The sequence below is a fragment of the Massilia putida genome, from assembly GCF_001941825.1.
Lineage (GTDB): Bacteria > Pseudomonadota > Gammaproteobacteria > Burkholderiales > Burkholderiaceae_D > Telluria > Telluria putida.
Genome location: NZ_CP019038.1, coordinates 2,778,863 through 2,804,020, shown reverse-complemented (window position 1 = coordinate 2,804,020; position 25,158 = coordinate 2,778,863). Strand labels below are relative to the sequence as shown.

The 25,158-nt window shown below is 67.3% G+C and carries 23 protein-coding genes; 10 read left to right on the top strand and 13 right to left on the bottom strand.

What is annotated here, in order from left to right; all coding sequences use genetic code 11:
- Positions 1 to 41: 41 nt before the first annotated feature.
- The 5 genes from BVG12_RS14750 to BVG12_RS14730 all read right to left on the bottom strand — a co-directional run bounded on the left by BVG12_RS14750 (position 42) and on the right by BVG12_RS14730 (position 3,569).
- Positions 42 to 821: a LytR/AlgR family response regulator transcription factor gene (locus tag BVG12_RS14750; protein ID WP_156895643.1), complete on the bottom strand. Its 780-nt coding sequence runs from the start codon at positions 819 to 821 to the stop codon at positions 42 to 44.
- Positions 822 to 858: 37 nt separating this feature from the next.
- Complete coding sequence (locus tag BVG12_RS14745) at positions 859 to 1,968, bottom strand: sensor histidine kinase (protein ID WP_075793049.1); 1,110 nt, start codon at positions 1,966 to 1,968, stop codon at positions 859 to 861.
- A 40-nt stretch (positions 1,969 to 2,008) separates the two neighbouring features.
- Positions 2,009 to 2,416 (bottom strand): DUF2141 domain-containing protein, encoded by a 408-nt coding sequence (locus BVG12_RS14740; RefSeq protein WP_075793048.1) that lies wholly within the window; start codon positions 2,414 to 2,416, stop codon positions 2,009 to 2,011.
- Positions 2,417 to 2,592: 176 nt separating this feature from the next.
- Entirely contained in the window at positions 2,593 to 2,778 is a 186-nt protein-coding gene (locus tag BVG12_RS14735; protein WP_075793047.1) for a hypothetical protein, read from the bottom strand.
- A 125-nt stretch (positions 2,779 to 2,903) separates the two neighbouring features.
- The gene (locus tag BVG12_RS14730; protein ID WP_075793046.1) at positions 2,904 to 3,569 is read right to left on the bottom strand and encodes a TetR/AcrR family transcriptional regulator; all 666 of its coding nucleotides are present in this window, start codon (positions 3,567 to 3,569) and stop codon (positions 2,904 to 2,906) included.
- Between the two features lie 111 nt (positions 3,570 to 3,680).
- Here BVG12_RS14730 and BVG12_RS14725 point away from each other — a divergent pair, with 111 nt between their 5' ends.
- The 7 genes from BVG12_RS14725 to BVG12_RS14695 all read left to right on the top strand — a co-directional run bounded on the left by BVG12_RS14725 (position 3,681) and on the right by BVG12_RS14695 (position 13,013).
- Positions 3,681 to 4,826 carry an HlyD family secretion protein gene (locus BVG12_RS14725; protein WP_075793045.1) on the top strand — a complete coding sequence of 382 codons (1,146 nt, stop codon included), beginning with the start codon at positions 3,681 to 3,683 and terminating at the stop codon, positions 4,824 to 4,826.
- A 14-nt stretch (positions 4,827 to 4,840) separates the two neighbouring features.
- Positions 4,841 to 6,451 (top strand): DHA2 family efflux MFS transporter permease subunit, encoded by a 1,611-nt coding sequence (locus BVG12_RS14720; RefSeq protein WP_083685063.1) that lies wholly within the window; start codon positions 4,841 to 4,843, stop codon positions 6,449 to 6,451.
- Between the two features lie 23 nt (positions 6,452 to 6,474).
- A complete protein-coding gene (locus BVG12_RS14715) occupies positions 6,475 to 7,950 on the top strand; it encodes an efflux transporter outer membrane subunit (protein ID WP_075793044.1) in 1,476 nt (491 codons plus the stop codon).
- A 184-nt stretch (positions 7,951 to 8,134) separates the two neighbouring features.
- Complete coding sequence (locus tag BVG12_RS14710; protein ID WP_075793043.1) at positions 8,135 to 9,874, top strand: DUF8614 domain-containing protein; 1,740 nt, start codon at positions 8,135 to 8,137, stop codon at positions 9,872 to 9,874.
- 259 nt (positions 9,875 to 10,133) lie between these two features.
- Complete coding sequence (locus tag BVG12_RS14705) at positions 10,134 to 10,832, top strand: NUDIX hydrolase (RefSeq protein WP_075793042.1); 699 nt, start codon at positions 10,134 to 10,136, stop codon at positions 10,830 to 10,832.
- A gap of 133 nt (positions 10,833 to 10,965) precedes the next feature.
- Entirely contained in the window at positions 10,966 to 12,048 is a 1,083-nt protein-coding gene (locus BVG12_RS35130; protein ID WP_075793041.1) for a BON domain-containing protein, read from the top strand.
- A 128-nt stretch (positions 12,049 to 12,176) separates the two neighbouring features.
- Positions 12,177 to 13,013, top strand: a complete 837-nt coding sequence (locus tag BVG12_RS14695; protein WP_075793040.1) for an HDOD domain-containing protein — start codon at positions 12,177 to 12,179, stop codon at positions 13,011 to 13,013.
- 6 nt (positions 13,014 to 13,019) lie between these two features.
- On the opposite strand, the gene BVG12_RS14690 is transcribed toward BVG12_RS14695, so the two are convergent.
- On the bottom strand, positions 13,020 to 13,826 hold the full coding sequence (locus tag BVG12_RS14690; protein WP_075793039.1) for a helix-turn-helix domain-containing protein: 807 nt from the start codon (positions 13,824 to 13,826) through the stop codon (positions 13,020 to 13,022).
- A 118-nt stretch (positions 13,827 to 13,944) separates the two neighbouring features.
- On the opposite strand from BVG12_RS14690, the gene BVG12_RS14685 reads away from it, so the two are divergent.
- Positions 13,945 to 14,889: an alpha/beta fold hydrolase gene (locus BVG12_RS14685; RefSeq protein WP_075793038.1), complete on the top strand. Its 945-nt coding sequence runs from the start codon at positions 13,945 to 13,947 to the stop codon at positions 14,887 to 14,889.
- Here the strand turns inward: BVG12_RS14685 and BVG12_RS14680 are convergent.
- The 4 genes from BVG12_RS14680 to BVG12_RS14665 form a co-directional block, all read right to left on the bottom strand.
- Positions 14,811 to 15,674: a DUF4198 domain-containing protein gene (locus BVG12_RS14680; RefSeq protein ID WP_075793037.1), complete on the bottom strand. Its 864-nt coding sequence runs from the start codon at positions 15,672 to 15,674 to the stop codon at positions 14,811 to 14,813. The genes BVG12_RS14685 and BVG12_RS14680 overlap by 79 nt on opposite strands.
- The gene (locus tag BVG12_RS14675; protein WP_075793036.1) at positions 15,671 to 16,867 is read right to left on the bottom strand and encodes a DUF4331 family protein; all 1,197 of its coding nucleotides are present in this window, start codon (positions 16,865 to 16,867) and stop codon (positions 15,671 to 15,673) included. Before BVG12_RS14675 ends, BVG12_RS14680 begins: the two co-directional genes overlap by 4 nt.
- Positions 16,864 to 17,628, bottom strand: coding sequence for an isocitrate lyase/PEP mutase family protein (locus BVG12_RS14670; RefSeq protein WP_075793035.1), 765 nt, complete (start codon positions 17,626 to 17,628; stop codon positions 16,864 to 16,866). Before BVG12_RS14670 ends, BVG12_RS14675 begins: the two co-directional genes overlap by 4 nt.
- A gap of 119 nt (positions 17,629 to 17,747) precedes the next feature.
- Positions 17,748 to 18,656 carry a LysR family transcriptional regulator gene (locus BVG12_RS14665; protein WP_229503881.1) on the bottom strand — a complete coding sequence of 303 codons (909 nt, stop codon included), beginning with the start codon at positions 18,654 to 18,656 and terminating at the stop codon, positions 17,748 to 17,750.
- 102 nt (positions 18,657 to 18,758) lie between these two features.
- Between BVG12_RS14665 and BVG12_RS14660 the strand changes: the two genes are divergently transcribed.
- Entirely contained in the window at positions 18,759 to 19,313 is a 555-nt protein-coding gene (locus BVG12_RS14660) for a cysteine hydrolase family protein (protein WP_075796374.1), read from the top strand.
- On the opposite strand, the gene BVG12_RS14655 is transcribed toward BVG12_RS14660, so the two are convergent.
- Both BVG12_RS14655 and BVG12_RS14650 read right to left on the bottom strand, forming a co-directional pair.
- Entirely contained in the window at positions 19,314 to 20,483 is a 1,170-nt protein-coding gene (locus tag BVG12_RS14655; RefSeq protein WP_075793033.1) for an MFS transporter, read from the bottom strand.
- A 112-nt stretch (positions 20,484 to 20,595) separates the two neighbouring features.
- On the bottom strand, positions 20,596 to 21,210 hold the full coding sequence (locus tag BVG12_RS14650) for an IMPACT family protein (protein ID WP_075793032.1): 615 nt from the start codon (positions 21,208 to 21,210) through the stop codon (positions 20,596 to 20,598).
- A 125-nt stretch (positions 21,211 to 21,335) separates the two neighbouring features.
- On the opposite strand from BVG12_RS14650, the gene BVG12_RS14645 reads away from it, so the two are divergent.
- A complete protein-coding gene (locus BVG12_RS14645) occupies positions 21,336 to 23,177 on the top strand; it encodes a glycoside hydrolase family 13 protein (RefSeq protein WP_075793031.1) in 1,842 nt (613 codons plus the stop codon).
- 566 nt (positions 23,178 to 23,743) lie between these two features.
- Here BVG12_RS14645 and BVG12_RS14640 read toward each other — a convergent pair.
- Positions 23,744 to 25,156: a sensor histidine kinase gene (locus tag BVG12_RS14640; RefSeq protein WP_075793030.1), complete on the bottom strand. Its 1,413-nt coding sequence runs from the start codon at positions 25,154 to 25,156 to the stop codon at positions 23,744 to 23,746.
- Between the last annotated feature and the right edge of the window lie 2 nt (positions 25,157 to 25,158).

Genomic DNA, 25,158 nt, shown 5'->3' with positions numbered 1-25,158 from the left:
TTCGCAATGTGGGATTTATGCGCGGCGCGTCGCAGGTGTGGCTACATCTGCCGGAACAGGTCGGCGTAATTGCGGCTGACGACGAGCTGTTCGTCGCGGCCCTTGAGTTTCACCAGCAGCCGGCCGCGGAAATCCGTGCGCGTGCCGGCCACGTGGCGCGCCGCGACGATCACGCTGCGGTGGATCTGCCAGAATTGCTGCGGGTCGAGCTGTTCGCGCAGCTGGCGCATCGGCGTGCGGATCAGGTGCTCGCCGTCGGCCACGAACACGCTCGTGTACTTGTCGTTGCTCTGGAAGTAGATGACTTCGTCGATGGCGATCAGCCGCGTCTCCTGGCCTTGCGCGGCGCGGATCCATTGCAGCGGTGCCGCGGGCGCGGGCACGGGGGCGGCGGGCGCCATGCCGAGCTGGCGCAGCAGGCCGGCCAGCATGTCGGCGGACGGCGCCGCCCGTGGCGCCGCCAGCGCTTCTTTCAACCTGGCGACCGTGCGTTGCAGGCGCTCCAGGCGGACGGGTTTCAGCAGATAGTCGAAGGCGGCGTGCTCGAACGCCTGCAGCGCGTACGCCTCGTGCGCCGTCGTGAACACGACGCGCGGCGCCCGCTTGTCGTCGACGAGACGGGCGGCGAGATCGAGGCCGTTCAGGCCGGGCATCCGGATGTCGAGGAAGAGGATATCCGGCGCCAGCTCGTCGACGAGGCGCAGCGCCTCGATGCCGTTGCCGGCGCGGCCCACGATGCGCAGGTCCGGCCAGGCGATCGCCAGCTGTTCTTCGAGGTAGGCCAGCAGGTGCGGTTCGTCGTCGGCAAGCAAGGCACGGATGGGATCGATGGTGGCACCTCGGTCGGCGTTTCGGAGTTTATATTGGCAGGATCAGACGCGACGTCACGCCTCCGTCTTGATTTTCAAGCAATTGTACTTGAGCACTATTTCCATGCAAGGAGCGGAGCCGCTCGCGCAGATTGGACAGGCCCACGCCGCCGCCCGGCCGCGGCGGCGCCGGCACGAGGCCGACCCCGTCGTCCAGGATTTCCACGCACAGTCCAACGTCGGTCCGGCGCGCGCGCACGGTGACGGTGCCCCCGATCACCTTCGGTTCGATGCCGTGCATGACGGCGTTTTCCACCAGCGGCTGGATCAGCATCGGCGGGATGACGGCGTCGCGGCAGGCCGCGTCCACGTCGATGCGAAAGCGCAGGCGCGCGCCCATGCGCACCGTCAGCAGATCCAGATAAGCGCGGGCCAGGTCGATCTCGGCGCCCAAGGTCGCGTGTTCCGCGCGGCTGGCCGACAGGCTCGCGCGCAGGAAATCGATCAGGCGCTCGAGCATGTCGCGCGCTCTGGCCGGATCGGGGCCGATCAGGCTCACGACATTCGCCAGCGTGTTGTACAGGAAGTGCGGCTCGATCTGGGCTTGCAGGGTGCGCAGCTTCGCTTCGGCCAGCAGGCGCGCCGCTTCGGCGATCTGCTCCTGCTGGCGCGCGGCCTCGACCTCGCTCGCCACGCGGCGCTCGCCCGACGCCAGCACGGCCGCCATCAACAGCGCGACGACGATGGCGCCCGGCAGGTACTGCGCCATCAGACCCGCGTGGAGCAGCGCGTCGAAGGTGCTGCGGCCGCCCAGCACGGCGTCCGTGACGGCCATGCCGAGCAGTGCGCAGCACGCGGTCAGCAACAGCCTGGCGGCCCGCATCGCCGTGCCGCTGCGCCCCGGCGCGATGCGGCGCAGCAGATGCACCATGCCGTGGATGAGGAAGCCGATGACGTTCGACGCCAGCAGCATCTCCACCAGCAGCGTGACCAGCGGGGCGCGGCTGCCGAACAGGATCGCCGCGCATGCCAGCGCGACGCCGATGATGCCGTTCCACACGAACGTGTAGACGAGGTTGCGCAGCGGCGAGGGACGCCAGCGCCGGAACGGGGCGAACGATTCCAGGGGGTGCATCGACGTGGTGGAAGAGGTCGGCATGTTGTCCTTGTTTCAAGCAGCCAGAAAGTTACCATGGAACTCAGCGCAGGGACACGGTCGTGTCCAGGCCCGCGGCGGGCACGGCCAGCTTGGCGGCATCGAAGGCCGGCGGGCCCATGCGACCTCGGGCGTTGTTGCTGAAGGCGGTCGGTTCGGTCGGGATGCCGATCGGGTTCGTATCCATGCGGCCGTTGTCGTTGACGTCGTGGAAGACCGAGAAGCCGTAGTCGCCCGGCGCGACGTCGTGGAAGACGAGCGTCGTGCCGGTCTTGTCGGCCCGGACCTTCGTCGCGCGGGCCGGGCGCTTGAGGAAGGCGTCGGCGTTGTCGTACAGGGCGACCAGCACCTGGCCCGTGCCTGACTTGACGTTGTCGACGTGGATGACGAGGTCGGCGGCGTGCGCAAGCGGTGCGGCGATGGCCAGGGTCAGGATGGCGGTGCGGATCATGGCGGTTCCAGTGTCGTGTCGATGGGCACACTGTAGCCAAGACGGTGATTGCGCCGGGTACGATGCGACGAAATGCAGCCGGGCGGCGCGACCTGCGCCGGGCAGGCGCCAAAAGAAATCGGCAGGAACGCTGCGTGGGCGTGTCCTGCCGATCGGGGAAAGAGAAAGGCGCTAGGTCAACTGTAAGCGGTCCACCGCTGCGGAATCTCGATACTGCCGCTCTGTGCGGCATCCGCGTACGCGCGCATTTCGGCGACGATGGCCTCGAGCTGTTCATTGCTCGGGTTCGCGAGGAACCCCTTCATGCGCTCGTGCAGCGCGGCCTGCTGGTCGCGCCATTCGTAACGTGACGACTTGCTCATGCACCCTCCTTGCGGCGAACTGCCGTCTTCGCATTGTTGTTGTTCATGACATCCTCCTTCAAAGAACACAGGATGCCGGTTCCCACTCATCGAGTCGGTGCGATGACGCACATTGCCAAGTGGAATCAGGATTGCGGCGGCAGGATGCTGTGGTAGAACAGATCGAGCCGTCGTTCCAAGTCGCTGACGGCCTTCTCCGGATCCATGACGAACTGCGGGCGCAGGAGATTCATGAGCAGTTCGCCGGAAATGGTGGCCATCAGGTGGCAGGGCAGCAGGTCGAGCGGCACGTCGGGGCGCATCTGGGCGCGGATGTCCGGGCGGGCGAAAAAGCGGCTCAGCAGCTCGCGCGTCTTGCGCGGACCGCCGTTCCAGAAGGCTTCGGCCAGTTCCGGATTCGTGGGCGCCTCGGCCAGCACGATGCGCTGCAGGTCGATGGCTTCCTGCGAGGACATCAGGGCGTACATCTGGTGCGCGAAGTCGTCCACGATCTCGCGCAAGGGGCGGGTGTCCGTCTCCATCGGCTGGCTGCGGAAGAACCGGTGGCGCTTGGCGGCCAGCACGGCGGCCAGCAGCCCGGCCTTGCCGCCGAACTTCACATAGATGGTGCGCACCGCGACGTGGGCCGCGCGGGCGATCGCTTCCAGGCTGGTCTTGGTGTAACCGTTCTTGAGGAACAGCGTGCCGGCGATCTGCAGCAATTCCTGCGTACGCGCCTCGACGTCGGCGGCCTTGGGCCGGCCTGCGGCCTTGCCGGAGCATTCGGCCGCGTCATGCATATGTTTGTCCATGGCTCAATGCTAGTGCAATCTCAAATGAAATGCAACCGTTTCATTTCTTGACTTTGCCAAAAAGTTGTCCAATAATGCGATTGACCAATTTCATTTCATTTCGGAGTTCACATGCCAGATACCCAAACGACGGTCGACCACAAGCCGGCCGCTGCCGTTCCGCCGGCGGCCCAGGGTGCGCCCGCCAACGCCGCCAAGGGACCTCCCAAGCGCGTGTTGATCGTGGTCGGCCTGATCGCTGCCGCCGCGCTGGCCGCCGGCGGCCGCATGTGGTACCGCAGCCATTATTTCGTCGAGACGGAAAACGCCTACGTCACGGGCCACGTGCACCCGGTGTCGTCGCGCATCCCCGGCGTCGTCACGAAAGTGATGTTCGACGATAACCAGATCGTCAAGGCCGGCGACGTGCTGGCCGAGCTGGATCCGGCCGACCAGGGCGTTAAGGTCGAGCAGATCCAGGCCCAGATCGCCAGCGTGCAGCAGCAGATCGTCCAGGCCGACGCCGCCGTCGAGCAGGCCAAGGCGCAGGCGTCCGCCGCGCAGGCGCAAGTCGTGCAGGCGCAGGCGAACCTCGTGCGCGCCAAGCAGGACGCCGAGCGCTACGGCCAGCTGTACAACAGCACGATGAAAGCCGTGTCGAAAGCCGAAGTGGATGCCGCCACCGCCGCGCGCGCCGGCGCCACGGCCGACGTTACGGCCCGCCGCGACAACGCCAACGCCGCCAAGGCGCAGATCGCCGCCGCCATCTCGGCGCGCGACGTGCTCAAGGCGCAAGTGAAAGTGCTGCAGGCCCAGTTGAAGGACGCCCAGCAGCAGCTCGGCTATAACCGCATCGTGTCGCCGGTCTCCGGCCGTATCGGCAAGCGCAGCGTGGAAGTCGGCGCGCGCGTGCAGCCGGGCCAGCAGCTCGCCGCCATCGTGCAGGACGACGTGTGGGTCGTCGCCAACTTCAAGGAGACGCAGCTGCCGGGCATCGTGCCGGGCCAGCAGGTCAACATCCAGGTCGACGCGCTGCCGAAGCACGAACTGGTCGGCCGCGTGGACAGCTTCGCGCCGGCGTCGGGCAATCAGTTCGCGCTGCTGCCGGCCGATAACGCGACCGGCAACTTCACCAAGATCGTCCAGCGCGTGCCGGTGAAGATCACGTTCGCCCCGGAAGACCTCAGGAAGTACGCCGGCCGCCTCGTGCCGGGCATGTCGACCGTCGTCGAGATCGACCTGCGCCAGAAGGCACCGCAACAGCAAGCCGCCAAATAATGTAAGGAACCGTCATGTCCACGACGATCACCAAACCGATGGCGCCGCATGCGCCCCCGGGGGCACCCGCCAACGGCGCGCGCATCGATGCGCGCACCTGGATCGCGGTGCTGGCCGGCATGCTCGGCGCCTTCATGGCGGTGCTCGACATCCAGATCACCAACTCCTCGCTGCGCGACATTCTCGGCACGTTGTCGGCGACGCAGGAAGAGGGCTCGTGGATCTCGACCGCCTACCTGTGCGCCGAGATCGTGGTGATCCCGATGACGGCGCTGTTCGTGCGCGCCCTCGGCCAGCGCCGCTACCTGATGCTCACGACGGCCTTGTTCCTCGCGTTTTCGACGATGTGCGGCACGGCCTGGAGCCTGTCCAGCATGATCGTGTTCCGCATGATGCAGGGCTTCACGGGCGGCGCGCTGATCCCGATGGCGATGACCCTCGTGATGACGCGCCTGCCCCCGGCCAAGCGCGCCGTCGGCATGGCGATGTTCGGCTTGACCGCCACGCTGGCACCCGCGATGGGCCCGACCTTGGGCGGCTACCTCACCGAGTTGTACGGCTGGCCATCGATCTTCTACATCAACTGGGTGCCGGGCGTGCTGCTCATCGCGGGCATGTACTGGGGCATCGACCGCGAGCCCATGAATTTGCAGGCGCTGTACAAGGCCGACTGGCTCGGCATCGCGTTCATGGCGACGGGGCTCGCCAGCCTGACGATCTTCCTGGAAGAGGGCAACTCGAAGGACTGGTTCGAGTCCGGCTTCATCATCACGTTCGCCTCGCTGGCGCTGGTCGGCATCCTCGGCTGGGTCGTGATCGGTTTTTCGCGGCCGGAGCCGTTCGTCAACCTGCGCCTGTACGGCCAGCGCAACTTCCTCGTCGCGACAGTGCTGTCCGCGGTGATCGGCATGGGCCTGTATGGCTCGTCGTTCCTGCTGCCGTTGTTCCTGGGCCAGATCGCGGGTTATTCGCCGATGCAGATCGGTGAAGTGATCGCCTGGGTCGGCCTGCCGCAGCTGTTCGTGATGCCGTTCGTGGCGCGCCTGTCGCAGAAGATCGACAATCGCATCCTCTGCTCGTTCGGCCTCGGGCTGTTCGGCATCTCGTGCCTGATGAACGCGTACATGGATGCCAGCACGGGCTACGACCAGCTGATGCTGTCGCAGATCATCCGCGCGCTCGGCCAGCCGTTCGTGATGCTGACCCTGTCGAACTTCGCCATGGCCGGGATCCCGCCGAAGGACATGACGTCGGCATCGAGCCTGTTCAACATGACCCGTAACCTGGGCGGCTCGGTGGGCATCGCCCTGCTGGCGACTGCGCTCACGAACCGCGAGCACTTCCACTCGGAACGCCTGGGCGAGTCGGTGTCGCTGGTATCAAGCGCCACGCAGGCTAGGCTCGACGCGCTGACGCAATCGTTCCTCGCCAAGGGCTTCGACCCGGCGACGGCGGCCCAGCAGGCCATCGCCGCGATCGACCGCATCGTGCGGCGGGAGTCCTTCGTGATGGCCTACAACGATGGCTTCTTCATCGTCGGCATGATCCTGCTCGTGGCGATCATCCCGCTGTGGTTCTCGGACAAGCTCAAGTCGCCCAGCGGCGGCGGTGGCGGTGGCCACTGAATCAAGCATTCATGGATAAAAGAATGAAAACTATTCACATCAAACCTGTCGTTCATACTGCTGTCGCGCTGGCCGTCGCCGCACTGCTTTCCGCCTGCGGCACGGTCGGCAAGGACTTCGTCGCACCGAACGGCGTCGACACGCCGGCCTGGCGCCACGCCGCGGCCGAGCCGCAGAATCAGGCTGCGCGCCTGCCGGCCGACTGGTGGACCGTGTTCGGCGACACGCAACTCGACCAGCTGGAACGGCGCGCCCTGCGCGACAACCCGAACGTGCGCGCCGCCGCGCAGCGTCTCGTGCAGGCGCAGGCGCAGCTGGGTGTGACGCGCGCCAGCGAGCTGCCGACCGTCGGCGTGTCGGCCGGTGTCGCGAACTCGCGCACGTCGGCCGAAAGCCCGATGGGCGCCACGTTCGGCCACAAGTCGATCAAGGGCAACGAGTTCACGGTCGGTGCGAATTTCTCGTACGAGCTGGACCTGTGGGGCCGCGTGCGCCGCGCCGTGGAAGCAGCCGATGCCCAGGCGCTGGCGGCGCAGGACGACCGCGACGGCGTCATGCTGATGCTCTCCAGCCAGGTCGCCACGACGTACTGGCAGCTGCGCGGCCTCGACGCGGATATCGCCATCCTGAACGATGCGCTGGCCACGCGGCGTGAGTCGCAGCAACTGATCGAGGCGCGCTTCAACGCGGGCCTGTCGAACGAGCTGGATGTCTCGCGCACCCGCATCGAACGCGCCAACGCCGAAGCCGACATCCAGGAAGCCCAGCGCCAGCGCAACACGCTGGAGCACGCGCTGGCCGTGCTGGTCGGCGCGTCGCCGAGCCAGCCCATCCTGCCGCCGGCGGCAGGCAACGCGGCGGCCACCTTGCCGCAGCCGCCCGCGATCCCGGTCGGCCTGCCGGCCAGCCTGCTGGGCCAGCGTCCGGACCTGGCCGCGAGCGTCGCGACACTGAAGGCGTTCAATGCGCAGGTGGGCGTGGCCGAGGGCGCGTATTACCCGAGCGTGTCGCTGACCGGTAACTTCGGCTATGCGTCGGAAACGCTGAGCAATCTGGCCAAGGGCAGCGCGCGCCAGTTCTCGTTCGGTCCACTCGCGCTGTCGCTGCCCGTGTTCGAGGGCGGCCGCATCAAGGCCAATGTCAATCTGGCCAAGGCCAGGTACGACGAAGCCGTCGCGAACCACGAAGCGCGTCTGCTGACGGCGCTGCGCGAAGTCGAGGACGCGCTGTCGGACGTCCAGCAGCGCCATCAGCAGGGCGACGTGCAGGCGCAGGCGCAGCAGGCCGCCGCGCGCGCCGTGCAGGTGGCGCAGGCGCGCTACGACCGCGGCGTGTCGACCTATCTGGACGTCACCGACGCCCAGCGTTCCGCACTGGCCGCCGACCGCGCCGCGGCGCAGATCCGCACGCAGCGGTTGCTGGCTGCGGTGTCCGTGGCGCGTGCGTTGGGTGGCGGCTGGCAGCAGGCGGCGCCTGAGTCGACGGTCGCGTCCCGCTGAAATCGGGGGATAGTGTCGGGGACACTACCCGCCTGCGCGGGAACGACGACTTTATACATTACGTATGATCGTCGTCCTGCGCAGGCGGGGACCCGATTTCTTCGAACCGCCGCCTGCCCATCCATTCCCCACGTCCCTGAACAGGATTACAATCGCCCGATTGCCAACCTCACAAGGGACCTCAATGAAGCACCTCCTCGCCCCCCTGGCCCTGGCCGCAGCGACCCTGTGCGCCAACGTCCACGCCTTTGACGCCGCCATGGCGCCGGCCACCGTCTCCCAGCTCCAAGCCATGGCCAAGCGCTTCGCGCCCGTCGACCTCACGGCCGACACGGCAAAGCTGTCCGCCGGCGACCGCGTCGCCATCGCCAAGCTGATCGAAGCGGCGAAAATCGTCGATACCTTGCAGCTGCGCCAGCGCTGGTCCGGCAACGAGGCGTTGTGGGCCGCGCTGCAAAAGGACACGACGCCGCTGGGCAAGGCGCGCCGCGATTACTTTTGGCTGAACAAGGGGCCGTGGTCGATCATCGACGGCAACCAGTCCTTCATGCCCGCCGAGTATGCCGGCATCAAGATCCCGGCCGAGAAGCCGCTCGGCGCGAATTTTTATCCCGAAGGCGCGAGCAAGCAGGATCTCGAGACGTGGATGAACGGCCTGCCGGCGCAGGAGAAGGAGCAGGCGCAGTGGTTCTTCACGGTGATCCGCTTGGACAAGGCGGGAAAAGGTGAGAAGAAATTCGCCATCGTGAAGTATTCCGACGAATACCGCACCGAGCTGCAGAAACTGTCCAAGCTGCTGAAGGATGCGGCGAATGCGACCGACAACGCGTCGCTGAAAAAATTCCTGAACCTGCGCGCCGACGCCTTCCTGTCGAACGACTACCTCGCGTCCGATTTCGCATGGATGGACCTGGACTCGCCGGTCGACGTCACGATTGGCCCGTACGAGACGTATAACGACGAACTGTTCGGCTACAAGGCCGCGTTCGAAGCGTACGTGAACGTGCGCGACCAGAAGGAGACGGACAAGCTGAACTTCTTCGGCAAGCATATGCAGGAGCTGGAAAACAACCTGCCGCTGGATGCCAAGTACCGCAATCCCAAGGTCGGGGCGCTCGCGCCGATGGTGGTCGTGAACCAGGTGTATGGCGCCGGCGACGGCAATATGGGCGTGCAGACGGCCGCGTACAACCTGCCGAACGACGAGCGGATCATCCGCCAACGCGGCTCCAAGCGCGTCATGCTGAAGAACGTCCAGGAAGCGAAGTTCGCGGCGACCCTGACCCCGATCTCGAAGCTCGTGCTGCGTCCGGCCGACCAGAAGGACCTCGATTTCGACGCGTTCTTCACCCACATCCTCGCGCACGAGATCATGCACGGCCTGGGTCCGCACGCGACGACCCAGAACGGCCAGCCGTCCACGCCGCGCCAGGATCTGAAGGATGCCTACTCGACCATCGAGGAAGCGAAGGCCGACGTCACGGGCCTGTGGGCGCTCGCGTACATGATGGAGAAGGGCCTGTTGAAGGATTCGCTGGGACAGGGCGCGGCGGCGGAGCGCAAGCTGTACAACACGTACCTCGCGTCCGCGTTCCGCACCTTGCACTTCGGCCTGACCGATTCGCACGCGCGCGGCATGGCGATCCAGATGAATTACCTGCTCGACAAGGGCGGCTTCGTGTCGCACGGCGACGGCACGTTCTCCGTCGACTTTGCCAAGATCAAGGGCGCCGTGGCGGACCTCGACCGCGAATTCCTGACGATCGAGGCGACGGGCGACTACACCCGCGCGCAGGATCTCATGAAGCGCTATGTCCTCATCCGTCCGGACGTGCAGAAGGCGCTGGACAAGATGAAGGCCGTGCCGAACGATATCCGTCCCGCGTTCGTGACGGCGGCCAAGCTGGTGCCGGCGCAGCGCTGATTACGCCGTCATCGCCGCGCAGGCGGGGATCCATGCTGGGCAGCAGAAGTCGATCGCGTCATACGACCTCTGGCCTGCTTGACGCTTGGCTTCGGAAACTCAGCATGGGTCCCCGCTTTCGCGGGGACGACGTAGGTTATTGAGCCATTCAGGCAACATTACGCTTTTGGACAGCCACGAAAATATAGCTGAGAACGAGGGTTGAACGCGGAATAGAATTGCCGTTAGGCATTTCATATATCCGAACGGGAAGCCCTCCATGTCCAAGCTCATCTTTGCCGCCGCCGTCCTGTGCGCGGCCTCCCAGGCCCTCCCGGCCGCCGCCGCCGACCTCACCCCGCTGGAGCAGCGCTGGCTCGGCGCCGCGCTGCCCGTCATCGAGTATTCGCGCGGCCTGAATCTCCCCATCGACATCGTCGTACAGCCGCAGGCCGGCCCCAACGCCGTGCCGATGGCCATGGGCTTCGCCGGCGGCCGCTGCAAGCTCGTGCTGTCGCTGCGCGGCAATCCGGATGCCGAACGCCAGCTGGACGGCGTGCCGGCCGCCCAGCAGGGCGAATTGATCGAGGCGATGGCCGCCCACGAGATCGGCCATTGCTGGCGTTACGCGCAAGGCGTCTGGCACGCGTTGCCGGCCGGCTTCGTCGAGACGGGCGAGGAAACGGCCGACGATCCGTCGCTGCTGGCGGCATCGAAGGCGATGCGCGAGACCCGCCGCGAAGAAGGCTATGCCGACCTCGTCGCGCTGGCCTGGACGCACGACCGCCACCCCGCCGACTACGGCCGCATCTACGCGTGGCTGGAAAAGCTGAGGCAGGACCAGCCGGTCGCGCACAATGGCCACGATACGCGGGCCTGGGTGCGCCTGGCGCGCGAAGGCAGCCGTTTCGGTGCCGCCGGCAAGCCGTTCGAGGACGTGGCGCCGTTGTGGCGCGAAGGCCTGCTCAGCGATGACTGAGTGATGAGCCGAGCAATGCCGGCTGCATGGCCGGATTTATGGTTTGTCCGACAAGTGTACGGTGCCGCACAGAGGTCTTGATCGTCCCGGCGTTACATTGGCTGTCACAACAAACACCACAAGGGACAAGACCATGAAAACGCTGATTGCGACCTTGCTCGCGACGGCTGCGGGCGCGAGCTTTGCCGCGGCGCCGACTGCGGCGCTGAACCACGATCCGGCCACCTACCGCAATCTCACGCAGAAAGCGGAATCGGAATACCGGGCGGCCGCAGCGAAATGTGACGCGAAAAGCGGTAACGACAAGGACATCTGCATGGCCGAAGCCCGGCTGGCGCGCACGCGCACCGAAGCCGATGCACTGTCCAGGTACAACAACACGGCCGCCGGCCGTGCCCGGGCGCATACCAATGTCGCCGACGCCGAATACGACCTCGCCAAGGCCCGATGCGGCGCGAAGAGCGGCGCCGACAAGGACAGCTGCATGGACAACGCGAAATCCGTGCACACGGCCGCGCTGGCCGACGCCAAGGCCGAGCGCACCGAGCGCACGACGGCCGCCGGCTCGAGCGGCAGCGGCATGACCGGCTCCAGCGGCAACACGGCGTCCGGCGGTGTCGTGGCCGGCACCGATACGCGCGATCCGTCCAAGGCTGCCGCGGTCGACAAGTGCGCACAGGTGGGCGCCGATGCCAAGACCGGCTGCCTGGTCGAGACGAAGCCGTCGGCCGTGCGCGAGAACGCCGCCGACGCGGCCAACCGCACGGCGAACGCGACCGAAAACGCCGCATCAAAGACGCGCGACACTGCCGCGACCGCAGCCGACAAAGTGAAGGCCGCAGTCGCGACAGTTGCTGAGAAGACCAAGGAAGTCGCGCACACCGCCGTCGAGAAGACCAAGCATGCCGGTTCGACCGTGGCCCGGAAGACCGACAACGCGATGGACCGCACCGGCGACGAGACGGCCGACAAGACCCACGACGCCGCCGGCAAGACCCGCGTCGCCGCTTCGGACACGGCTATCACCACCAAGGTGAAAGCCGGGCTCGTCAAGGAGCCGAACCTGGATTCGCTCGGCATCCACGTCGAGACGGAGAAGGGCGTCGTGATGCTGAGCGGTTTCGTGAATTCGAAGGAAGAGGCCGAGAAGGCAGTGAAAGTCGCGAAGGGCGTCGACGGCGTCACCAGCGTCAAGAGCGCCATCAAGGTCAAATAAGCAACCGCTTTTTGCCCGACCGCGGCCGGTTTTGGGACCGGCCGTTGCTTTTGCTGATCTACCACAGGTCAATATAAAGCCGTCGGGAATTGTTTTGACGGTAGGTAGGGCACGGTATAATCGCGGCCGTGAACAGACTCGAAGCCTTCGGAACCATCGCCGCCCAGGCCGCGCGCGGTGAGATTTCCTTTCCCACCAGCGTGAATGCCGTGCTGCGCCTGCAGCACGCGCTGAACGATCCCGATTGCCATCTGGAAGATGCGATCCGCCTCGTGCTGGGCGAGCCGCAACTGGCCGCGCGCACCGTCGCGCTGGCAAATTCCTCGACGTTCAACTCGAGCGGCAAGCCGATCACGAATGTGCGCTCGGCCGTGACGCGGGTCGGCTACCGCAACCTGCAGATGCTCGTCGCGAGCCTCGTCGTGCGCCAGTTCGGCGCCCGCATCGACGATCCGGACCTGCGCGCCAAGGCCGAGCAGCTGTGGGAACACACGGTGCAGGTGGCCGCGCTGGCCCATGTGTTCGCGCGCCGCGTCACCTTCGTCAATCCGGATACCGCCATGTTCGCCGGCATCGTCCACGAGGTCGGCGGCTTCTATCTGCTGTCGCGCGCCGACGGTTTCCCGGGCCTGCTGGACGACGACCCGGAAAAATGGGCCGAGCTGTGCGAGGACGTCGTCACGCGCGAAGTGGCGCGCAAGCTGGCGCTGCCGGAGCCCGTCGCCGAGGCCATCTTCGCACTGCGCGGCGCCTGGCTGCACATGCCGCCCGCCACCTTGCTGGACACCCTGTTGCTGGCCAATCTGTATGCCAGCGTGCCCTCGCCGCTCGGCACGGCACGCGAGCCGCTGCCCGAACACAGCGAGAGCGCGCTCGACTACCTGCTCGACGAAGAGAGCCTTCATCGCATGATCGATGAAGCGGCCGAGATCGCGGCATCGATGGGCGGGGCGCTGCTCGTCTGACGCGATTCAACCGCCGAGCTGGCGGCAGAACTGCGCCGTCGCCTCATCCATCGGAAAGCACGACTCGATGTGCAGCTCGTCGATGGTGATGTCGCGCGGCGTGCCGAACGTCGTGATCGTCGAAAAGAAGCTGAGCGCCACGCCGCGGTGACGGAATTCCGTCGTCAACAGCGGCGCGGGCGGCGTATCCAGGTCGCGCAGCCGCCAGCGCGACGGCACGTCGGGATACGCCAGGATCTCATCCAGCAGCGCGCGGGCTTTACTATCCGTCGGCGACCCCGCGACCAGCGCGTGCAGGTGCCCGATCAGCGTGCTCCCCACATCGTCCCAATTCGTCATGCGGCCGCGCAGATCGTCCGGATCGAACACGGCGCGCAGCATGTTCGCGTGCTTGCCGGGCCGGCCGTCGAGCAGGAAACCGTTGATGCGCTGCGCCGCCTGGTTCGTCGCCAGGATGTCCCAGTGCCGGTTCATGAGGAATGCCGGATAGGGCTCCTGCTGCCCGAGGATGAAGGCGATGGCCTTGTTGATTCTCCCCATCGCCGGCGTATCGAGGCCGCTTTCCGGATAGCTCGGCGCGTAGCCGCCCGCGCGCAGCAGGGCGTTGCGTTCGCGCAGCGGCATGTCCAGCACGTCGGCGAGTCGCATCAAGAGGGCCCGGCTGGGCTGCGACTTGCCGGTCTCGATGCAGCTCAGGTGGCGCGCGGAGATGTTCGCGTCCAGCGACAGGTCGAGCTGGCTGAGACGGCGTGCCGCTCTCCATTCGCGCAGGAGGAGGCCGACAGGGACGGGGGCAAGGTCGAGAGGCGTCATGATTCGATGATAACCCGGCCGCGATCCGCAAAGCCATGACGTCGGAGGTCATTGAGCTGCCGCGCCGCTCCCGCCACAATGCCGGCGGCCACGTGGCCTGTCGACGGAGGAGACGAACATGAAGCGGAGAACATTCATGAAGGGCGCGGCGGCGCTTGCCGCCGGCGCGATGGCGCCCGCGGGCGCGATGACCCTCGACCGGTGGCGGCGGCTGCGCCGCTTCGTCGCGACGCCGTACGGCCGCATCGCCGTGGTCGAGCAGGGCCGCGGGCCGGCCGCGGCGCTGTTCCTGCACGGCTTCCCGCTCTCCAGTTTCCAGTGGCGCGACGCGGTGGCCGCGCTGTCGGCGCACCGCCGCTGCATCGCGCCCGACTTCATGGCGCTCGGCTTCACGGAACCCGCGCCGGGCCAGGCGGTCGACGCGGACGCGCAGGTGGCCATGCTCGCGCACCTGCTCGACACGCTGGACGTGCGCCAGGCGGACGTGATCGCCAACGACAGCGGCGGCGCCGTCGCCCAGCTCTTGACGGTGCGCCATCCGGACCGCGTGCGCTCCCTGCTGCTGACCAATTGCGATACCGAACCCGATTGCCCGCCGCCCGCATTGAAGCCCGTGATCGACCTGTCGCGCACGGGCCGGTTCGTCGACGAGTGGCTGCTGCCGTCCGTGCTGGACCATCGCCTCGCCCGCACGAAGGAGGGCCTGGGCGGCCAGTGCTATGCGCATCCCGGTTCGCCCACGGACGAGGCCATCGACGCGTACCTGGCGCCGTTGACCGCGTCGCCCGCGCGCCAGGCCCTCGTGCACGCGTACGCGCTGGCGTTGGAGCGCAACATCCTGCAAGGGATAGCGCCCGCGTTGAAACGGGCGCGCCAGCCGGTGCGGGTGATCTGGGGCACGGCCGACGACATCTTCTCGGCCGCGACGCCCGCCTACCTGGAGCAGGCGTTCGGCAACGGCCGCGGCGTGCGCCGGCTGGCGGGCTATAAATTGTTCTGGCCCGAGGAGCGGCCGGACGTCGTCGTCGAAGAAGCGCTGGCACTCTGGGGCGTGTCCGCCTGAATGCCCAGGCTCAGGCTCGAGAAGATGGTGTCGAAGTCGATGCCTTCGTCGCCGGAGAGAGGCGTGGTCCAGACGACGTTCAGCAGCCAGTTGCCCGGCGGCGGACGGCGGAAGAGAACCCGCCCGTCGCCGTCCGTGGTCTGCGCGGCGGCGGGTTGCGCATCGTGGTCGAGGTCCGTGAGTTTCACCAGCGCGCGCGCCAGCGGATGGCCGTGGAAGACAACCTGTGCGGCCAAGGAGCCGCCGCCGTCCGGATCCGACAGCGGCCGCACCAGCACGATTTCCAGCGGCAGGCCGAGGCGCTTCGTCGCCAGATCCTGGCTGCCTTCGCCGGGCGCGCCCGCCTGCACGAGGGCTTTCGCCAAGCGCCGGTAGCGCTCGATGGCATCCTGTCCGTTCGTCCCCCGTCGCTCCCGTTCGGCCGCCGCGGGCCACAATCCTTCTTCCTGCACGTAGGCGTTGAAGCGGTCGGCGGGCAGGTGGCTTTGCGCGTCCGCGTCCGTTTCCAGCGCCAGCAGATGCAGCCCCGCCTCGGCGGGCGCCAGCTTGCCGTCGCCGCGCAGGTCGATGACGTCGCCGCCCGGCGTCCACGCCGAGAAACGCACGATGCGGCGCGACGGGATCGGAGAGTGCCGGCGCGCGTCGCCGTGACCGGCCTGCATGTTCAAGGCCGTGCTGGCGCCGACGGCGACGACGAAGCGGTCCGGATTGACCCAGAAATCGTGGGCGCCCGCCCACAGGGGCAGGCACAGGACGGCCCCTACCAGAAGGCGGCGCGCGATCATCGGTAGGTCGCCTTCGTGTGCACGGGCGCGGCGAGGAACGGGAATACCGTATCCGAATGGGGCTGGTCGTCCGCGCGTACGCCGTCCGTGACGGCATCGTTGTTCCCGCCGGCGAGCAGCGAGCGGTAGACGTTCACGGCGTCGTAGTGCAAGGTGCGGCCGCCGCACTCGTTGCGCCAGCGCGCGCCGCCCGGCAGCGCAGCCAGTTCCACGCCGAACAGCTGCGTGCACATGGTCGATGCGCTGTTGACCCACAACCTGTCGTCGGCCAGCAGCTTGGCCAGCGGTGTGTAGCGCTGCGCCGGCGGTGCCGATGCATCGATCATCAACTGGTTGCCGCACCGGCCGTCGTAACCGTCGTACAGCGCGAGCGACTTCGCGATGACGGGCACGAAGACGTCCGCCGTCTCCGGCGTCGCTTCGTTGTAGGCGAGTTTGTACGCGTCGGCCTCCTCGTCGCTGCCCAGGTGGGCGAGCAGGCCGTTGCCCGTCAGCGGGCGGCCCATGCGGTCGATGCGGACGTCGTCGACGGTCGTATCCGCCCACACGGCCAGCACGGGACCGCCGCGGTTGACGAGCGCAAGGTCGACGGACAGCACGATGGAAGCGGGCGTCCATCCCGCGAGGAAGTTGCGGGCCGGGCCGCCATCCGTGTGGCGCCAGCGGTCGAGGATGGCGGCCGTTTGCTGCGGCGTGTACGCGGGGCAGCCCGCCGCATCGCGCGGCACGCCCTGCTTGAGCGTGGCCGCGGCCAGATCGAACGCGTCGCGCGACCCCTTCACGTTGTTGAAGAACGGGTCGTCGCGCAGGCCGGCGAACAGCAGGCTGCGGCCGCTCGCGCTCTTTAGACCGGCCGGCTTGCCGGGATCGCCCTGGATCGTTTCGTCGCGGCCGATCAGGCAATCCGCCTGCGTCATCGAGGCGAAGCGGCAGACGATGTCGGTGCGTGCGGTGGTGTCGGGAAAGCGCGGGCCGCTGTCGACGTGGAAGGCATATTCGGCGTCCTTGTTGAAGGCGTGGCCGACGATGGTCATCACGAGGTTGAGCCGGCGGCCGTCGCTTGAAGTCCACGCGTAGATGTCGCCGATGTCCACGCGCGGATCGGCGATGACCTTCGGCGAATCGAGATGGTCGGATGCCATCGCGGCCGTGGTCATAAACGCCGCCGCGAGCGCGAGCCGCACGCGCTTCATGCCGCGGCTCCCCGCGCGGCCTCTTCGAGCGCGCGCATCGCCTGCAGATACGGGCCGGGGCCGTGGCTCAGGCGGGCGACGCCGAGGGCGCGCAAGGTCGCCGGCGGCGGCGTGCCGGCGGCGGCCATCAGGTTGACCGGCAGGGGCGACGCGCGCACGAGCCGTTCGATCAGCGCGGCGTCGACGAGACCCGGGACGAACAGGCCGTCCGCGCCGTGGGCGGCATACAGGCGGGCACGATCCAGCGCCGCGTCGAGCAGGGCGTCGCCGTGCGTGTCCGGCGCGGCGAGCAGGAAGCCGTCGGTGCGGGCGTTGATGAAGAGCGGGATGTCGAGCCGGTTGGCGGCCTCGCGCGCGGCCTGCAGGCGCAGGGCCTGGTCGGCGGCGGGGCGCAGGCCGCCCGCCTCGATGCCGTCTTCCAGGTTGCAGCCGACGGCGCCGGCGCGGATGGCTTGCGCGACGGTGTCGGCCACCTCATCGGGCGTGGCGCCGTAGCCGCGTTCCAGGTCGGCCGTCACGGGCAGCGCCACGGCGCGCGCGATGCGGCCGATGTTGGCGATGGCCAGGTCGCGCGGCAGCTGTTCGCCGTCCGCATACCCGTTGGCCGCGGCGACGGCCCAGCTGGCGGTGGCGATCGCCCGCGCGCCGCCGGCCGCGATGGCCTTCGCGCTGCCGGCATCCCAGCAATTGAAGAGGACCAGCGGCGCTCCCGCTGCGTGCAGCGCGCGGAAGGCGTGGGCTTTGAGGATCTGGTCGGACATGGTGGACTCCTGCGTGGATGGAGTGCACAGTGTCGCGATTTGGCAGGACGGGCTCAATCACCCGCGAGGTCATGCAAAATTGATCCCGGAGGTCATGGATCTTATGTCGCGCCTGTGGTTCAAGGCCAGTACAGGATGCCCGCCTGGCCCGCGCGCGTGGCCGCCAGCAGCCGGCGGTCGCGCAGCACGCCCAGCACCGCCTTCACCGCGCGGCTGGCCATCGCGGTGCGCGGTCCCGCCAGCGCGAACTGGCGCCGCGCGGGAATCGGCAGGGGCAGTACCTGCACCTCGTCGCCTTCCGGGAACGTCGCGAGGCGCGGCAGGATGGACCACCCCATGCCGCGCGCCACCATCGCCGCGATGCTCGTGTCGTTGCTCAGCGTGCGCTCGGCGGACGCAACCAGGCCGGCCGCGCGGCAGCGCGCGAGGATCGCGTCCGCGCCCGAGCAGCCCAGGCGGATGAACGGAAGGCCGTCGAGCTGGTCCCACGTCACGGGCGCATCGAAGCGCCGCGCGGCCGGCACGACCAGCATGTAGTCGTCGGCCACATACGGATGGACGATGAAGCCGTCTTCCACCGGCAGCTGGGCGATGCCGACGTCCGCACGGCCGGCGCGCAGCGCATCGATGACTTCCAGGCGGTCGTTGCAGGCGTCGTCGATGTCGAGCACGAGGCCGGGATGGCGGGCCGCCAGCGCCTCGGCCGCATACGGCAGCAGATGGGTCCCGATGCTGCGGAAGCACGCGACGCGCACCCGGCCTTCGATCGCGTCGTCCGTGCGCGCGCAGGCGCGCAGGCTGTCTTCCAGGCGCAGCATCTGGCGCGCCTTGTCCAGCACGCGCAGGCCGGCTTCGGTCGGCAGCGAGCCGCCGTGCGAGCGCGCGAGCAGGCGCGTGCCCAGTTCGCGCTCCAGTTCCGCGATCGCATGGCTGATGCGCGACTGGGTGCAGTCCAGTTCCGCCGCGGCGGCGCTGAAACTGCCGTGGTCCGCCACCGCGACCAGCATCTGCAGTTGGCTGAGCTTCATGGCCATCGAAATCCTTCATGATTGAGCCGGCAATTATCGGCCATTTCGGTGGCGCCGTCGCGGCGCGGCAGCGACCATGGAATTTTTGAAGAAAGGATGCACATGCCTAACCTCGCCAACGCCGCCCTGATCGTGATCGACGTCCAGCAAGGCTTCCTCGACCCGCGCTGGGGCCGGCGCAACAATCCGCAGGCCGAACAGAATATCGCCGCGCTGCTGGCTGCGTGGCGCGAGGCGGAACGGCCGCTGTTCCACGTCCGGCACGGCTCGCGCAGCGAGAAGGGCGCGTTCTTCCCGGGCACTGCCGGCCACGCGTTCAAGCCGGAAGCCATGCCGTTGCCGGGCGAGACCATCGTGCCGAAGGATGTGAACAGCGCCTTCATCGGCACCGACCTGGAAGCGCGGCTGCGGGCGGCCGGCATCGCCACGGTCGTGTTATGCGGCCTGACGACGGACCACTGCGTGTCGACGACGGCGCGTATGGCCGCCAATCTGGGCTTTTACACGATCCTCGTCGAGGATGCCTGCGCCACGCACGAGCGCACGGGGCCGGACGGCACCTGGTTCAGCGCCGAGCAGATGCATGCGACGGCCGTGGCCAGTCTGAACGGCGAATTCGTCACCGTGACCGCGACGGCCGCCGTGCTGGGTACCTAGTCAGGCCGGCACGGCGATCGCCGCGCGGCGTCCGTGCGCCCGCATCGCGAGCGCGAGGAACACGCCGGACAGCGCCAGGCCCGCCGCCACCCACTGCGGCGAGGCATACGAATAGCCCAGCGTCAGCGGAATCCCGCCGAGGAAGGCGCCCGTCGCATTGCCGATATTGAAGCCGGACTGGCCCAGCGACGAGCCGAGCATCTCCGCTTCGCGCGAGTGCTCGATCAACAGCATCTGGATCGGCGGGCCCAGCGCCAGCGCGTTCGCGCCGATGGCGAACGCCAGCACCATCATCGCGGGTTGCGACCACGCCAGCAGCGCGTTCATGCACAGCAGGGCGACCATCGTGATGAGCAGGATGATGATGGCCGTCAGCGGCGGCATGCGGTCGGCCAGCTTGCCGCCCATGTTCACGCCGACCGTCATGCCGACGCCCACCGCCGTCATGATCAGCGGGATGGTATTGGCGTGGAAGTGCGTCACATCCGTCAGCAGCGGCGCGATATAGCTGAGCCAGGCGAAGAAGCCGCCCGTGCCGATCGACGTGATGCCCAGCGCCAGCCACAGGTTCGGCTTGCGGAAAATCTTGAGGTCCTGGCGCAGGCCGGCGCCCGGCGTCGCCTCGAAGTACGGGATCAGTTTATGCAGCATGATCATCGTCGCGAGGCCGATGGCCGCCACGATCAGGAACACGAAACGCCAGCTCATATTGTGGCCGAGCCAGGTGCCGGCCGGCACGCCCAGCACGTTCGCGATGGTCAGGCCGGAAAACATGCTGGCGAGGGCCGCCGCTTCCTTGCCCTTGTCGGCCAGGCGCGTCGCGACGACGGCGCCGACGCCGAAGAACGCGCCGTGCGGCAGGCCGGCCAGGAAGCGGAACAGCAGCATCGTGTGGAAGTTCGGTGCGAAGGCCGAGAGCGCGTTGAACGCGGTGAACATCAGCATGAACCAGATCAGCACGCTGCGCGGCGGACGGTGCGACAGCATGCTGACGAGCGTCGGCGCGCCAACGACCACGCCGACCGCATACGCCGAAATCAGGTAGCCGGCTTGGGGAATGGAAATGTCGAGGCCGGTCGCGATGTCGGGCAGGATGCCCATCATGACGAATTCCGTCATGCCGATACCGAAACCGCCCAGGGCCAGGGGGGCCAGGCTCTTCTTGATCATTGTGTTTTCGCTTTGCTGCGGGGAGAGGATGAGTCGGACATTATGGCGGCTCACGATTGGCGAGTCCGCTTTCGAGTCGTGATGTCCGGTATAGCCTCACATGATAGCGGTATCACGCCGAGTCCGCTTGCGGGTCCTCGTTTTCCGCGATCCACAGGATGCGGCCGTTGCCCGCTTCGCTCAGGCGGGCAATGAGTGCCTGAGCCTTGTCGTCCGGCAGGTGGAAGGCGAACGAGACGGCGTCCGCGTGCTGGACGGCGTCCAAGGTCGCGCCGGATGCGTCCAGTTCGCGCCGGATGAGGCCTTCGAGCGGGTAGGGCGCCGCGCAGCGCAGATGTCGTTGGCGGATGATGGGCATCTTTTGCGCGGTCAGCAGCGCCTGGGCCACGCTGTCCGTGTAGGCGCGCACGAGGCCGCCCGCTCCCAGCTTGACGCCGCCGAAATAGCGCACGACGGTCGCCAGCACGCCTTCCAGATCCTGGTGGCGCAGCACGTCCAGCATGGGGCGTCCGGCCGTGCCGCTGGGCTCGCCGTCATCCACGGCGGCCGATTGCCCGCCCGCCAGCAGCGCCCAGCACACGTGCGCGGCACCCGGATGCGCGGCCCTGAGCCCGGCCACGATCTTCTGCGCGCCGGCCCGGTCGGGCATCGGCTGGACGCAGGCGATGAAGCGGCTCTTCTTGATGATCAGTTCGTGATGGACGGGGGCGAGGATGGTCTGCGGCATGGGGCGTACAGCTTACTGTATTTCCGCGCAGATCGCTTATAGAAGTAAAACTACATTTGTTGGGTTTTATTCTTGAATCTGACGATTTATGGTGTTACTTTACTACAAATTACTGTGGAGACATCATGAAGAAATTGATTTTGGCGATCTCGGCCTGGCTGCCCGCCATGTGGGCCGGCGCCGCGCCGTACGCTATCCAGCATGTGGAACCGATGAACTGGTGGGTCGGCATGAAGTGGTCCGACCTGCAGGTGATGGTGCACGGCGAGAAGATCGCCGAGCTGGAGCCGGCGCTCACCTACCCGGGCGTGCGCATCGCCAGCGTCGAGCGCACCGACAATCCGAATTTTCTGTTCGTGAACCTGAAGATCGGCGCGACGACAAAACCCGGCGAATTCAAACTGCAGTTCAAGTGCGGCAGGCAGGTAGTGACCACTTACCCTTATCGCCTGGAGGAGCGCCGGCAAGGGTCGGCGCAGCGGCGTGGCTTCGATGCGGGCGACGCCGTCTACCTGATCGTGCCGGACCGGTTCTCGAACGGCGATCCTTCCAACGACGACGCGGGCATGCGCGAACGGAGCGACCGGCGCGATCCCAATAAACGCCACGGCGGCGACCTCGCCGGCATGCGGGCGCACCTCGATTACATCCACGACCTCGGGTTCACGATGGTGTGGCCCACGCCGCTGCTGGAAAACAACCAGCCGTCGTATTCCTACCACGGCTATGCGTTGACCGATTACTACAAGGTCGACCCGCGCTTCGGCAGCAACGAGGATTACCGCAACTACGTGGCGGCGGCGAATGCGCGCGGCCTGGGCGTGATCCACGACGTCGTCCTGAACCACATCGGCACGGGCCACTGGTGGATGCAGGACATGCCGGCATCCGACTGGATCAACCACGGCAAGACCTTCGTCCAGACGAACAACCAGCACACGGTGGCGCAGGACATCCACGCGGCGCCGGAAGACAAGGCGCGCTTCGTCGACGGCTGGTTCGACGTGGCGATGCCGGACGTGAACCAGAAAAACAAGCTGGTGGCGCGCTACCTGATCCAGAACACCTTGTGGTGGATCGAGTACGCGAACCTGTCCGGCATCCGCGAAGACACGTACTCGTATGCCGACCCGGATTTTCTCAACGACTGGAACCGCGCCGTGTTCGCGGAATACCCGCACCTGAACGTCGTCGGCGAGGAAATGGACGACCGCCCGTACATGGTCGCGTACTGGCAGAAGGGCGTCGTGAACCGCGACGGCTATCGTTCCGGCCTGCCGTCCGTGATGGATTTCCCGCTCGTCGACGCGGCCCCGAAAGCGCTGACGGCGCCGGAAGACAGCGGCCGGGGCCTCATCCAGATCTACGAGACCATCGCGGCCGACTATCTGTATGCCGATCCGCTCAAGCTGATGGTCTTCCCGGACAACCACGACCGCCCGCGCGCGCTGGCGCAGGTCGACGGCAACGTCGATCTGCTCAAGACGGACCTGATCCTGATGGCGACGACACGCGGTATCCCGCAGATGTTCTACGGGACGGAAATGCTGATCCAGGGACCGAAGGAGCGCACCGACGGCGTGCTGCGCGCGGACATGCCGGGCGGCTGGGCGGGCGACAGCGTGAATGCGTTCACGGGCACGGGCCTCTCGGACGGCCAGCGCGACATGCAGCACCTCGTGCGCACGTTGTTCAACTGGCGCAAGACCAGTTCGGCCGTCAAGGCCGGCAAGCTGACCCACTACATTCCCCGCGACGGCCACTACGTGTATTTCCGCCACGACGGCAGGCAGACGGTGATGGTCGTGCTGAACAAGAATCCGCAGGCCACGCAGCTGGACCTCGGGCGTTTCGCCGGCATGGTCAAGGACGCGCGCCAGGGCAGGAACGTCCTGACCGGAGAAAACGTCGACCTGCGCGCGCCGCTGGCGCTGCCGGCGATGACGTCCGTCGTTCTCGAGTGGTAGCGCGTCAGTCGACGACGCAGACGCGCGTGCGTGCCTGCGCCGGCATCTGCCCGACCTACGCGTCGGACCCTGGATGGCCGGCTCGGTCACGTTGACGCTCGAATGGCGGTAGCGCGCGACGCTCATGCCGGCGAACAGGTCGCGCGTATCGGTGACTTTGCTGCGCCAGGACAGGACGGCGCCCGCGTATTCGTCCAAGGTCCAGGGGCGCGGATCGTTGAACTGCTGGCCGTAGGACGCCGTCGGGATCCCTTTCGTGCGGCTGCCGAAATAGGCTTCGGCGATGACGCCGCCGGATTGAGCCATTGTTCGAGCGGCATGGCGTTGAGGTCGCGACCTTGCTGCGTCAGTCCGCCGGCCCGGAGTCCGGCGGCCAGCAGGCCGAGCGCGCGCGACAGGTGACGAGACTGGGGCGTTACCTTGGTCGACAACATGACAGGTCCTTGACGAGAAGCGGCTGAGTGTGACGGGCACGCTGTCTTGCGGTAACAGAGCGCCGAGCCGCCTAGTGTAAGGACGTGCTCAGGAGCATTTGTTGACAAGAACCGATTAATTGTCGGGCGAAGCTAATTTGGTAACGTCGTGTGGGACGACGTCACCGCATCCGCCGCCAGCGGCAGCCGGACGTCGACCTGCAACCCGCCACCCTGCGCAGGTGAACCCAGGCGGATGTCGGCCTGCAGCGAATCGCAGATTTCCTTGACGATGGACAGCCCGAGCCCGAAGCTGTTCGGCGTGCCAGGGTCGGCGCGGTAGAAGCGTTCGAACACTCGGCCGATATGCTCGGGTGCGATGCCCGGGCCGGTATCGACGATGCGCAGCAGGGCGCGATCGTCGACGCGCTGCATCCGCACGCTGACCGAGCCGGGCCCGTTCATGTGCTTGATCGCATTGTCGATCAGGTTGAACGTGATTTCGCGCAGCAGGTGGGGCGGGGCCGCCAGGATCAGGCCGTCGTCCGCGGCGTCGAGACCCAGTTCGACGGCATAGCGTTGCGCCAGCGGCGCGAGTTCCTCGATCACCGAGGTGACGATCTCGTTCAGCGCACTGGTCGACGGCGGCAGATCGCGGCCGTGCTGGCGGCCCTGCTCGATGCTGGCCAGGATCAGCAGCTGGTTGATCACCTTCGTGCCTTGCACCGTCGTGTTCTGCATCGCGGCCAGGAGCGTCTTCTGTTCGGGCGAGATCCGCTCGTCGCGCATGCCGTAGTTCAGCTGCGAGGTCAGGATGGCGAAGGAGGTGCGCAGGTGATGCGCGGTGCTGGCGACGAAACGTTCGTAGGCGGACAGCGTCTGGTCGAGTCTGACCACGTAGCCGTTCAACGCGCCGATCACCGGCAGCAGTTCGCGCGGCACCGTATCGGCGTCCAGTTGCTCGAGCGATCCGGGCTGGCGTCTGGCGACGCGTTCGCTGAACTGCATCAAGGGACGCAGCATCCAGCGGAACGCGACGACCAATGCGGCAAGCACGAGGGCCAGCAATATCAGGTGCTCGCGCGCGGTGATCATGAACAGGCGCTTGCGGAGCGCGGCATGGCCGCGCATGGTCTGCGCCACTTCGACCGTGATGTGCCCGCCGTCGCGCAGCTCCTGGGCATACGCGACGACGCGCACGGGTTCGCCACGGACCCGGCTCTTGAAGTAGACCTCCTGCTCGCCCTGGGCCGCCTCCTGCGGCGGCGCCAGCGCGGCGTCGCCGTCGATCAGGCGGCCGGTGGCACTGCGCACGGCGTAGAACACGCGGTCCTGGTTTTCGTCCGCGAACAGCTCGAACGCGGCCGGCGGCGCCCCGGCAGCGCTGATGGCGTCGTCGGCGGCGATCTGCTCGGCGATGATGCGGGCCGACCCTTTCAGCAGCTGCCGCTGGACCTCGGTGGAAACGCGGTCGGTGCTGCGGTAGGTCACCACCAGGTCGATCGCCGAGAAGATCAGCATGGGCAGGAACACCCATGCCGCCAGGCGCGATTTCAGGCTCGGCATCC